At 31.6% G+C, this 13,230-nt stretch carries 7 protein-coding genes; 1 reads left to right on the top strand and 6 read right to left on the bottom strand.

Translation table 11 applies throughout. The features are described 5' to 3' along the window. Positions 1–8 precede the first annotated feature (8 nt). The 6 genes from BJL90_RS11235 to BJL90_RS11210 all read right to left on the bottom strand — a co-directional run bounded on the left by BJL90_RS11235 (position 9) and on the right by BJL90_RS11210 (position 8,160). On the bottom strand, positions 9–2,594 hold the full coding sequence (locus BJL90_RS11235) for a CRISPR-associated helicase/endonuclease Cas3 (RefSeq protein WP_070967963.1): 2,586 nt from the start codon (positions 2,592–2,594) through the stop codon (positions 9–11). A gap of 47 nt (positions 2,595–2,641) precedes the next feature. After that, positions 2,642–3,394, bottom strand: coding sequence for a type I-B CRISPR-associated protein Cas5b (gene cas5b, locus BJL90_RS11230; protein WP_070967961.1), 753 nt, complete (start codon positions 3,392–3,394; stop codon positions 2,642–2,644). 2 nt (positions 3,395–3,396) lie between these two features. Then, the gene (locus BJL90_RS11225) at positions 3,397–4,371 is read right to left on the bottom strand and encodes a type I CRISPR-associated protein Cas7 (RefSeq protein ID WP_070967958.1); all 975 of its coding nucleotides are present in this window, start codon (positions 4,369–4,371) and stop codon (positions 3,397–3,399) included. Positions 4,372–4,373: 2 nt separating this feature from the next. Further along, positions 4,374–6,095 carry a type I-B CRISPR-associated protein Cas8b/Csh1 gene (cas8b, locus tag BJL90_RS11220; protein WP_070967955.1) on the bottom strand — a complete coding sequence of 574 codons (1,722 nt, stop codon included), beginning with the start codon at positions 6,093–6,095 and terminating at the stop codon, positions 4,374–4,376. Between the two features lie 11 nt (positions 6,096–6,106). Beyond that, positions 6,107–6,802 (bottom strand): CRISPR-associated endoribonuclease Cas6, encoded by a 696-nt coding sequence (cas6, locus tag BJL90_RS11215; protein ID WP_070967952.1) that lies wholly within the window; start codon positions 6,800–6,802, stop codon positions 6,107–6,109. A 440-nt stretch (positions 6,803–7,242) separates the two neighbouring features. Beyond that, positions 7,243–8,160 (bottom strand): L,D-transpeptidase family protein, encoded by a 918-nt coding sequence (locus BJL90_RS11210; RefSeq protein WP_156778765.1) that lies wholly within the window; start codon positions 8,158–8,160, stop codon positions 7,243–7,245. A gap of 162 nt (positions 8,161–8,322) precedes the next feature. Between BJL90_RS11210 and BJL90_RS11205 the strand changes: the two genes are divergently transcribed. Next, a complete protein-coding gene (locus tag BJL90_RS11205) occupies positions 8,323–13,227 on the top strand; it encodes a nicotinate-nicotinamide nucleotide adenylyltransferase (RefSeq protein WP_070967949.1) in 4,905 nt (1,634 codons plus the stop codon). Positions 13,228–13,230: the final 3 nt, after the last annotated feature.

The raw sequence follows: 13,230 nt of genomic DNA, 5'->3' as shown, positions 1-13,230 counted from the left end.
AGTTCCTCCTATATAAAATCCCCAATACCCTTATCAAAATTTTCTCTATCAAATTTACCATCTACGAAATATCTTTCACCATCAGTAATATAATAAAGATCTCCAATTCTTTCCTGGTAAGTAAAATCATTTTTTTGTACTTTATATATAAAATGATTTAGACTGGCCGTTACTCTAGATAGCTTGATTTTTTTCTCCGCATACTCTAAATCATTATTCTTTAATAGAGTAATATACTCCTTCCAAACCTCTTCTCCATTTAAAATTTTATTATTTTCTAATTCAATCCTCCTGCTTAAGAATACACTATATCGATAATGCTCATCTATGAGTTTCATTCTTTCCTCAATTTTTTTAAAGTTTAGTCCCTTTATGTTGTCCTCAATAAAGCTATAAAAATTATTATCATTTAATTTATTTGCTTCTTTTTCTAGTTTTTGTAATACATCTTTATAAAAGACTCCGAAGTTTTTATCAATTAATATGTTTCTTATCTTCTCAGCGGTTAAGTTAATACTTTTCTCTTTCCTAACATCATTTTTATAAATTTTAGAGGCATCATCTAAATCAAAAAAATATACTTTGCAATTTTTCTTCATACAGGAACGATTAATCCTTCCTAAAAATTGTTCTTCAGCATCCAACATAGATATGTCCTTGTACCCCACATCCATATCAATATCTACACCTGCTTCTATCACTTGGGTAGCTACTAGGATAATATTTTTATTAGCCTTAACTTTTGCTATAATGGCATTTCTGTCTATGCTGTTGTCATCACCTGTAATAAGTTCTATTTCTTTTTTGTCTGCATCTTCTGATAGCTCATTTTCCTCTTTCAATTTCTTGAAAAATTTCATGGCACTTTTCTTTGTTATGAATTCTATCAAAATGTTACCTTCTGTTTTTTTCCCAGTTTCCAGCACATGTTTTAGAAGTCCTTCCATCGTATTTTCTTGAAGTTCTAATAAAGAAAAATCTAATTTCACTCTATCTTTGAATATTGAATTACTAAAGTACTTATCTCTATTCTCAACTAAATTAATGGTTTCTGTCTCTTCATCAATAAGTTTGTTTAAATCTGGTAGTGTGGCCGACATGATGATAAATTTTATATTTAGTGCCTCCGAATAGTATTTAAGAAATGTAATAATCTCTTTCCAAATCCTGTTTTTATAGCTTTGTATCTCATCTAAAATAATAATGCTATTTGCCAACTGATATAAGGGGAATAAATTGTCTTTTGAAGTTCCAAACAAATAATTAAATATACTAATATGAGTAGTTAAAATCATAGGATAATGTAAAAATTGCCTATCTAAAAAAGATATTTCATAGTCATCCTTCATTACGTCACTATCTTCATTTTCTGTTCTATTCTTGGTTTTTATAGGCACTACAGAGTTGATAATAGCTATATCTTTCATCGCAGCACTGTCTTCAAAAGTTTTCTTTAATGTATTCATATTTTGTTCAACAAGAGTATTAAAAGGATATACATAAAAAATTTTATTTATATCTGAAAGGTTTTCTATAAGCTTAAAGCTTAAATTAAACCCAACATTGCTTTTACCGCTTCCCGTAGGAGCTTCCAAATAAAATATGTTTTTTTCAATATTTTTCAGCAAGTTTTTCTCTGCCTCAAGAAACAATTCATTTCTCAATATATTAATGTCCTGTATACCATTAAAATCATTCGTTTTGCCATAACTTTCTTTCTCATATGTACGTATGCCTTTACATATTTCTGTGTTCTTATAAACCTGATAGAAATGATTTATATTCTCTATTTCTCCAAAATCTTTAATTTCTCTTTGATTTTTAAATTCAGACGTAGCATAATAATCACAAGCCAGTAGTAAAGATGCTACGAATCTTTGATATATGTAGAAATATATGGATATTCCTCTTTGTTTCTTTTCTTTATCCTTCAAGCTTTTTTCGACATTAGAAAAAATTCTATTTAGTAGATTCTTGTTATGATTAAATATTATAGGCACTTGATAAATTTCATTAAACATGGAAAGTTCTTCTGTATATAATCTCCAGCCTTCTCCATCTTTTTCTAATAATTTAGATTTAAATTCACCAAAACTATCAAAACCTCCGTGATGTTTTGATATGGCGTAAGCGTTCAATAACATTACTATAGCCAATATACTTCTATCATCTTTATTTTCTTGTTCTTTAATCCTGTTAAAGTAGTGATTTAGATATATTATGGAGGAAAGCATCGAGTGATTAGAATTGTTGAAATCTAGTCCTTTTTTTCCTTTAAATTCTTTATTATTCATCCTGTTGTATTGAAAATTGCAGTTAATCTTACCTAGATCATGCATATATATTGTATTAAATAGCATCTCTCTATATAGCAATTTTCCTTGTGTGCTCATCTCTTTACATATATTTTTTTCAAAATTTAATAAAACTGAGTGAAGTTGTTTTACCTCAATAATTTTATACAAATACTTAATGGCTAATTCGACATGTTCCTTTAATATTTCTTTTCTTTCCTTCATCACATGGGCATATATTTTTTCATTATTCACAATTAATTCTTCCAATTGAAATTTTTCCACATCATTAAAATACATAACTACCTCCTTATGATTAAAGAATAGGAGGGTTGCCCCTCCTGTTTTTAAAAGAAAAATATTATATTACCATCACACTCATAAACTAAGGAATTTTTAATAGGTACTAACGGTGAATTCGTGTATATGAATGATTGCACTTCATATTTATTAGTAGTTTCTTCTAACATTACTGGCAACATTTCTTCATATTTATAGATGGGAACATATACAGTATCTGTGTCAAAAGGGTCGTCTTCAAAGGGTTGAAGTTCAAAAAAGTCTTTTAGAAATAGACTATCTATCTTATTGGTATTTGTTATAAGCTCAATATTGTCAATAATTTGTACATCAGTAATATTGGCTATATGATCATTTTTTCCTAAATAGGGTATGTATTGAAATCTCCTCTTCATGATCCTATCTGCTAACTCATTTTCCACTTCTTCTTCAATAAGAATATATATATCCCATTTGGGCTCCTCCAGCCATTGTTCTTTTACAATGAGATTCCCCCCCTGCTCCCTTGAAGCATATCCTACAGAATTATTAAAAGACTGAATTTTTTTTTGAATATACCCTTTATTATTTCTAGGAACTACCCCTATCTTAATTGCTTTAAGTTTTTCATAAAATTCAGGGTATACTGACTTTTCCTCATGTTTCTGCTGATTATATCCTTTGTAACCAAGAATAGCCCCTAGTATGCCTAATAAAGCAACTTTGTGAATATTGCCATAAGTAAAGTAGTAATAGGTATTTACATCTGGTTTCTTAAAAAAAGCCGTTTTTCCACTTAGAGTAAATTTTAAAGCTCTCATCCTTACACCTCTTTTTGGGTAAAAATATTGAATTTTTTAGCTCCTTCTATCTTTTCTTCTAGTTGAGTAGTATAAGGATTATAATAAATTTCTATATTATTAATTTTGTCTTGTAGTTCATTGAGAAGTTCATCACATTTTAAGATTATTGTATTTTTTTCCTCTCCTTTTTCAAAACCTACATATTGAGACAGGTCTGGAAGGTATAAATCCCTTTCTGTTTCTACAAATAGAGCAAATTCATTTTCACATCCTATTTTAGCATTTGTACTAAAGGATGTAGCTGCCACTAGAGAAGCCTTTTTAAATTTTTTATAGTCTTCTTCTGTATACCCATCGGTTACTCCTAGTACTTTAAATTCATCATATGCAGCTGGATTAATAGTAAAGGGGTAAAAATAATGAGCTTCATTACTAACGATTTTGGTTCCTAAAGTAGATGCTTTGGCTTCTTCTTGGTCTTCTTCCTTTTTTGCACCACTGTTAATTTCTTTTTTCTTATCATCTCTAAAAGGAGACAGTATTTGTTGTTCTTCCGCTTGGCTTCCATCATATTTATTAAAACCTTGTCCAACCTGAACCGCTCCAGTTATAGATATATTTTTATCAGAGTTCGATGGTGTAAACGTAGCGCCATAGTTTTTTACATCAATGCAACAAAATAAGTTTTTCAATATTTTACCATTATCGATTTCTTCCTTTAAGTCTTTAGTGTCAAATAAAAATTCATATCTTTCCTTCAAAGACCTTGGTATAAGCTCCGTTTCACCTTTTTTATTTTCAGATAATCGAAGAGACTTTATATATAAAACCTTTTCCCCTTGTTGCTCCCACATTTTTTTTAAAGGATATTTAAATGCTTTATCACTACCAAATACATCTCCACTGGAAGTTGTTTTTGGATAGCCTGTAAAATCAGCATTCCAATTACTCATCCTTGAAACAATCCCTAAAACCCCATAAACTCTTTTATTCATTTTCACTTTCCTCCCTTATCGGATTTTTCATAGAGTAAGTTACTATGTAAATATCCAGCTATAATTAAATCCTCCATAATCTTTCCCTCTGGTACATAGGAAGAGACCATAGCAAATAGATTATTAAATCTATTTGTAGCAGTATTAATTGTATAATTATATTTTTTATAAAGCTTTCTCAATTCTTCTTTTATTTTTTCATTAGTTTTTGCATTAATCATAGGGTTTGCCAGGGAATGCATCTTTGTTTTGGTTTTGCTTAATGAAATAAAATAGCTAGTTAGTTGTCCTACTGCGAAATAATACTCTGTATCACTTGCTATTGTTTCAGTTCCGCTTTTATTAGTAATTTTAGCTCTTAATGTATCTTTAACATCTACCAAAATATCAGCCATATTATCTCCCCCTTCAAAGTATTTTTTTAGTCCACATCTTAAATTAAATTGCTCACCAGCTTTCGTCAAGTATCCCTTATATATAGAACCTTTTATTAAATCTAAACTACTTTGCTTAAGAATTTTCCACGCATTGCTGTCATTGCCTTTATAAAACCAAGTAAATAAAGTAGTTCTAGATATCAGTAGGTTTCTTTTTAAAGCACTATCATGAATCCTTATATCCTTTGCATCTGTAAAGTAATTAGTTGTTAAGCATTTATTGAAAAAAACATCATTAATGATATTTTTTAATGTGGACAATTTATGTATCGTACTGTACTCTAGTTTTGGCTTTTCAAGCTGCAAAGTATTTTCTAGACTTAATGGAGAAATCTGGGCTTCGTAAAGGCCTATAGTGTCAAAGTCATGGATTTCAATTTCTTTTCCTTTTTTTATTCTTAAATAATAGCCACAAAAATCTTCTTCTGGTGTTTCATCATTTTTATAAGATTCTATTTGATTTGCTCCTATATAAATATTCGTTTTATTCAGTGCTGCCTGATTGGCTAAATAATCAAAAAATTTTTTTTGTATTAATACTTCTTCCTCAGAAATTAAATAGGGGACTGTAGCTTTCCTACTTTTATTTTCTAGATAGGGTTTTTTGCTATTTAGTCCCATATTATCATTGGGTAAGCCATAAATTTTGTTATCTATCGTCTCATTATAATCAGTACTGTTATAGATATTGGCTAATATATAACGTTCACTTTCATTTTTATAAATCGCTAGATCAAATTTGAAAAAAATTTTTAGATAAGATTTATCCTTACTATCAGGATCTATTAAGTTGAAAATATTATTTTTAATCCAATCTTCAATTCTTTCTACTTGAGCTTTATTAGGTTTTCCATATTTTTTTTCAAGAGACTCATATAGTTTTTTTGATTTTGACTTAGTATATTTAATTAGAGGATTCTTCAAAATGTCATAGTATTTTTCTATAACTTCATTGGTGATTTTACCATTATGAATATTTTCCTTTTTCACGAAGAAGGTTAAGTAATTATTGCTATGTATATTTTTATCACTTATAGCTTTATTGGATTCTAAGTACCTACTCATATAATCTGCCTTGCAAATAAAGTCAAAGTGTGGATTAGAACTGTCTACTTCCCTTGTTTTTTTATCCTGTTTAATATATACTTTATCTAAGATATGGAATTTATCTTGGTTTGTATCAATAATGATGTATTCTCCATCAGCAGGCGTATATGCATCGGTTATAATTTGATCTCCTTGGTCTTTATACTTTTTTTTAAAAATTTGTATTACATCGGATAACAATTTTTCACCCCCTACTTAAAAGACTGGTAGTTCATAAAGCCATAGCCGCGCCCATTAATCTCTCCAACCCCCGTACCTAATGCTAAGTACGCTAGATTTTGAGCAATTTCATTTTCAGCAATATACAATGTTAGCTTGTCTCCTAAAAAATTTACATTTTTATAGGAAGAAGCAATAGGTTTTTGATTATTGAACTCTATTCTACTGAACAGTTCAAAATCTTCGCTAATTTCCGTATCAAAATAATCATTATATTTTTTGATAATATTTTCTCTTAATCTCTTTTCAAATGATTCTAAGGACAGACGTCCCTTCCAATAACCCTCATCTGTCTTTATAATGACAGGTGTTATGCTGTATATTTTTTCTATAGGCTTTTTTCTTAATATATTACACTCTAAGGTCAACCCTTTCATATGTTCTGTGTATTCATTAGCAAGATTCTTTTTAAAGTATTTCGCTAACATCTCATCTACAGTTCGAATCTTTATAGAATAAATATTACCTACTTTGTAGATACCGTCTCTCTCTAACTTATATAGAGAATTAAAGGTATAATTTTTGAATGTGTTGCTATTATGAAAATTTCGAAATTCATCTGTAGCAGTCAAACATTTATCTATCATTTCTCCTATTCGCTCTAAGGCTTCTTTTTTATCTATACTTTTCAGTAAAAAGATTTTTAACCTCAATTCATATACTTTCACTTTTTCACCTCCTTGCCGAAATATGTTGTAAAATAATTCCATATGTATAAATTATAATGCTATTGTAATAAAATGTCAATAATTAGTATGAATAATTTTAACATTTATCAATGAATTTACATCCTTTCGCTAGTAAAGACTAAAATATAAAATTTTTAGCCTTTTACTAATACATCCTATGTTGTGGTTAAAGTTAAAAATAATTTTGACATTAATCAAATTTAAATACATCCTATGTTATAGTTAATATGAATTTAGAAACCATACTAGACCTTGAAACAATGTTTAAGTGCACTCTGCCTTAAGCCTTCCTTATTAATATATTATATATACTTTTTAGTGAATTATACAAGAGGTCATATATCCTATATCATTTAGTAAAACCCAAATAAAGATACGATGCTTCATCGTATCCTTATCATCATACTATTTACACACTACTAATTCAAGTAACTCTTATTATGTACCCCCCACTCCTTCAACTTCTCATGGGTACCTATCCATACAGGGGTATTGAGTTTCACCAGCTCGAATAATTCTTCTACATCAGAATTAATCATTCGAACACACCCCATGGAAGCATCTGTGCCGATGGACTTTGGCTGATTATTGCCATGTATGCCATAGGAGCCTCCACCCTTTAGGCTGAGTCCCATCCATCGATAACCTAAAGGATTTTTAGGAGAGCCTCCTGCTACAGGTGCAGCTATTCCAGCACCTCCCCATCTTGGATTTTTTATTCTATTTACAATCGTATATTTTCCTTCAGGGGTGTAAGAGGGGTCCTTTCCTTGGGCGATGGGATATTTTTTAATCACTTGTGTACCTTTATAGAAGGTCAGGATTCTCTTGGTTTTATTAATAGCTATCCACTCCTGTTCAGTAGGAGGACTTGTGATGACATCTGCATATTGGTAGTCTGCATCTTGAAGCCTTTTTTCTAAAGCTCTATAGGATATTTCACCAAATTTCCCATCTACCATCAGATTATGTTCACTTTGAAAACGCAAAACCGCATTTCTCATATTGATTTCTTTGTCAGCATAATCTTCTTTGTAATAACCCATTTCTTTAAGGGCTACTGGATAATCTATTTTTTCTACTTCTGCTTCTTCTATTTCTTCTTTTTCTTCTATTTCTATCTCTTCTGGCACTTCTACTTCCACTGACTCTACCGGCTCTTCTGCCTTTTCTTCTGTTACTTCTAGCATTTCTTCTAGTATTTCTTCTGCCGGTATAAGGTCATATTCCTCTTGGATGACGATATCCTCCTCCATTTCTATAGCATAATTTTCTGCGGTGACTGCCGGGGCCAACATGGTGGTGGCAATACATAGTGATAAAATTTCCGCTAACATGTTTTTCACCTCCCTACCTTTCATTTTTATTGCAGCTTTAATTCTTTTATTCCTAGTTTTTTAGACAAGTTGTATTTTTGACAAAAAACTTAAATTTGTCTTTATTCACCAGGAGAATGGGATATAATTATTAATAAATATCCTGTTTATGGGAGGAAGTCTATGAATACACTAGAAGCTCAAAAAGTATATAGCGAGTTACATATGATTCTCTTAGAAAAAAGCTTTTTAGAAGAACACCCATTGAAAAAAAACACCATAAAAAAACACCTTGAAAGCACTTATTTTTTTCATCATCTTCATGAAATATTAGAGGAAGGCGACTATAGCTGTACCGCAGTATTTACGCTATGTAAAGATATGCTGGAGGCTTTATGGGAAAAAAGCATGCCTACCAATCCCCTTCACTATCTTTATCAATTTTCCCTCAGCCTTTCCTTCCCTGACTCTGTAGAAATTCAGTTAAATCCAGAGCTGGACTTAGGCTGCTACTTATATCTTAAAGCATTGAGGGTTATTTCGCAATACGAAAAATTGTTTCATAAAGGCACCTTTGAAAGTGATTTTCCCCTTAATCTGTTGACTGAAGAAGAAGAGCATCCACTGATGAATCTTCAGGAGTACAGGTCTTTTCTTCATGCTTTTTACAATGAATATATTTATGAAATGATGAAACTAAACTATGAAGTTGTTGGTCACAACACATTGGCTCATATATGTGGTGTTCACTATCTTGCTGTATTTATTGCTAAACAGTTGCTTGAAAAAGGTACACCTTTAGATTTAGGCAGAGTATCCGGTGCGGCGGCGGGACATGATATTGGAAAGTTTGGCTGTAGAAGCCTTGAATCCAAGCGTGTAGCCTACCTTCATTATTATTATACGGATCAATGGTTTAAGCGTCATAACATACCCTATATTGGACATATTGCTTTAAACCACTCTGTATGGGACTTGGAACTGGAAAATTTATCTATAGAATCACTTCTTTTAATCTATAGTGACTTCAGAGTAAAAAATATCACTACTGAAAGTGGCAGTCAAGAAATGAAGATGATTTCTTTGAAGGATGCCTTCGAAACCATATTGGAGAAACTAGATAATGTGGATGAAAGCAAAGAAAAAAGATATCGTCGCGTTTATATGAAATTAAAAGATTTTGAAGATGCTTTAGTTGACATGGGAATCCATATTGATCCTGCTGCAGAAATAAAAAATAATCTGCAGGAGGAAAAGAAGTATTATGCCATTATGCAAGGAAAGAAAATCACCAACCACTTAAAATATATTGCGATTCGTCATAATATCAATCTAATGTATAAGTTGCGTGATGAAACCTCTCTAAATGAGATTATAGAAATTGCCAGGGCTGAACAGGATGCTAAAATTATTAGGGAATATTTGGACATATTTCAAGAATATTCTACCTATTTGACTCAAAAACAGAAAATCATTGCCATGAAATTTTTATACGAAAATCTAGTGCATCCTGAAGAAGATATCCGTAAACAATGCGCTTACATTATAGGTGCTATGATTGCTATCTTTGATGAAAGCTATCGTAAAGAAATTCCTGAGGGGCTGTCTATCGTAGAGCCTGAAATAACCAGCAGCGAGATTTTACATCAATATATAAAGCTCTTTTTATACCCTGATCACAAGGTTATTCCTTTGCACCGCAGCTGGATCAGATACAGCATAAGTACTTTATTAACTTCTCTATTCAACAAATCTTCCTATCATCAAGTTGAAGACTATAGAAAAGTACTGTTGAAATACTATGAAAACATCGCCAGCCTCGAGGATGAGATAGAAATTGTTTTAATGGAAGCGTTGAAATATGTTCCTTTATCGCCTGATTCTTCTGCTTTAACCACTGCAATAGACTATGTAATGCAGATTCTCAAAAGTAAACATAAGAGCATAAGAGTTTCAGCTTTGGATACCTTAAATCACCTGCTTCAATATATCACCAAAGAATCAGAAACCTATAGGATGATAGAGAAATTTTTATCTGAAGTGAAATATGCTTCTCTTCCAGCAGAAAATTTCTTGTATTATAAGTTAGCAAAAAACCTCTCTTTAGATGACAACATTATAGAAAATATCTATGATTTTTATCATCAGGATATCAGCAAAATCTCCGATATGTTTTTAAACAACTTAAAAACTGAAACCGACTGGATGATAAAAAAGTTTCATGTTGAACTCTTGACAGAATATACCCTTAAGGATGCCATCATTGATAAGCTCTATATTGCTATGCACTTTTGTAATCTATTGAAGGTAAGTGCTATGGAAACTGTAAGATGCCAAGCAGGTGAAGCAGTGGTGAAGATTTTCCATCACCTTCCTATCGAGCAGAGAAATGATATTGCCATCGAATTGCTTCGTACTCTTGAGATTGAAGGTGCCCGATTTACTAAATATATACCCAATTTTTTAGGACAAATTATTATTTATCTCAAGCCTATGGAATTAGATGAAATCATCGAAGATGTCATTGAAAAAATTAAACATGCAGATACACAGATCAACTCTCTATTATTAAAAACTATTGGTGTTTTTATTGCCAATTATCCAAAATACAAGGAAATTTTCAAAGAAAACAAAGAAGTCTATAATAAACGATTAGCAAAATTGTTAGGAATTTTGTTAAATGGTTTAGTGCATCACAATCTTCAAATCAAACAAGTTTCCTTTAGTGTTATTGGTAAAGATGTTTTTGGTGCAGATTCTTTAACCTTAGAAGAAAAACACCATATATTTCAGCTGGTGGCAAAGAAAATCCTAACGCTGTTAACAGATGCTGAAGAAAGTGAGCTGCTATTTCTTACAAATTCAGCAGGTTTAAATCATATTTATCGTTTTATTTCAGACTATAGGTTTTTATATAAAGACATCGAGGTAAAAACTGGTGCTAAAGTAGCTTTCTTCCCTGGCTCCTTCGACCCCTTCACTTTAGGTCACAAAGAAGTTGCGAAGGCCATAAGAGATTTGGGCTTTGAAGTTTATCTTTCCGTAGATGAATTTTCATGGTCAAAACGTACACAGCCTAGTATGATAAGAAAAAATATTATTCACATGTCTATTGCAGATGAAATGAATGTATATATTTATCCAGAGGATTTTCCTGTTAATCTTGCAAATCCAGAAGACTTATATCACTTAAGAAGTAACTTCTACCCTTCTGAAGTGTATATTGTTGTAGGCAGTGATGTTATCCTAAACGCTTCTGCCTATAAGCATGCTAAAGTTGAAAACAGTGTTGTTACTTTTCCCCATATTGTTTTCGAGAGACGAAGTGAGGATTTTCAAGATGAAAAGGTTTTAGACCTAGAAAAGGCTTTGGAAAATATACAGCAACCAGTAATTAAATTAAATTTACCTCCACAGTATGAGGATATTAGTTCCACGCAAATTAGAAATTATATTGACGAAAATAGAGATATCTCCAACTTAATTGATCCACTTTCACAAAAATATATCTATAGGAACAATTTATACAGAAGAGAACCACAATATAAATCGCTGATACAAACTGTTTCCATCGACATTGATGTTAGACATAACTTCAACTATGAATTAATCAATACCCTTGCCTCTAGTTTTCACGGAAACTATCACCAGGCTTTTAGCAGTATTGAGAAAATAAGTCAAGAATTCAATGCGCATATTGTTTTAATTCGTGATGTAAAAGAAAACGGAAAAATTCTAGGTTATTCTTTGTTTCACTGGGTTCCCTCTGATTTAATTTATCAGGAATTTAAGGATAGCCATATCTCACAATGTATTCGTGAAAATTATACCGGAAGAATTATACGAATCGATGGGATTTTTGTCCGGCAAGATAGCAAACAAAATAACTTATATCAAATTATTTTATCTGAAACAATGGCCTATTGCCTAAAGAATGATTATGGCTATGGTATTTTTGCCAATAAGATAGAAACCCCTACTTCCCCTGAGTTGCTTGAGGTTTTAAAACGCAGTGGATTTCAAGAGCTTCCCTTTTCTCAAGGAAGTCAACCAGTTTTAGCTGTAAATATGACAAATCCCTGCACCTTAAGTTTTGATATTCAAACCATGATTAAAGAGCCCTTCAGAAGCAATGAAAACGTAAAGGCTATTATTGCTTCTACCCGTAAAAGGCTGCAAGAAGCTCTTGTAAATCTTTATCCAGGCCACTTGGTACTTTCTCTTGACAGGGATCTAGTAGAGGAAGCCCTTGTGAAAAAAATATGTCGTGAAAATGAAGTACCTCCGGTACCCCTTTATCCAAGAAGCCTAGGTCCTTCTATGTGTGTTCCTTTTGGTAATATATTGAATAGAGCCATTGTACCAAATACTGTGACGAAAACTCTTCATACAGAAAAGATGTTTAATCCTGATATGAAAAAATTTACCATCGGTCCCTTCCCCTATTACTTAGATCTAGTGAAACAAGCTAGAATGATACATTCCTTTAAAAGACCGGTGATTCTTGTAGATGACCTGCTTAATAAAGGTTATCGCATGAAGGTATTAGATCCAATATTAAAAAAAGAAAATATCCATGTTAAGAAAATTATTGTAGGCATGCTGTCAGGCCAAGGGAAAGAGTTAATGGAAATCCAAAATAGAAGTGTCGATAGCCCCTATTTTATTCCTAAATTGCGATTGTGGTTTAATGAGGCACTGTTCTACCCCTTTATAGGCGGAGATACTTTATGGAGAGGTGTCTATCCCAAAAAGAACTTACTCCCCTCTATTAATTTTATTTTGCCCTATACCTCCCTTACTTTTATAAAGGATGTCAGTGACACAAGCCTTTACAATTTTTCTTTAGCATGCATCAATAACGCTCTTGATATATTAAGGGTACTGGAGAATACTTATCAAAAAATAAACGAAAGAAAGTTAACCCTATCTCTATTAGGAGAAGTATTTTTATATCCTCGCTCTCCTGATTTAGGAAAAAACAGGTGTTATGATTTTAATGTGCATCCTTCTGTACACCTTGAAAAAGATTTAGAATTATTAAAGCGTTTAGAATACAGTTTCACTACATCCTATAAAGGGAGATGATCT

This window comes from Clostridium formicaceticum (genome assembly GCF_001854185.1).
Taxonomy (GTDB): domain Bacteria; phylum Bacillota; class Clostridia; order Peptostreptococcales; family Natronincolaceae; genus Andreesenella; species Andreesenella formicacetica.
The sequence above is the reverse complement of the archived record's forward strand: the minus strand, read 5'-3'. Positions and strand labels throughout refer to the sequence as shown.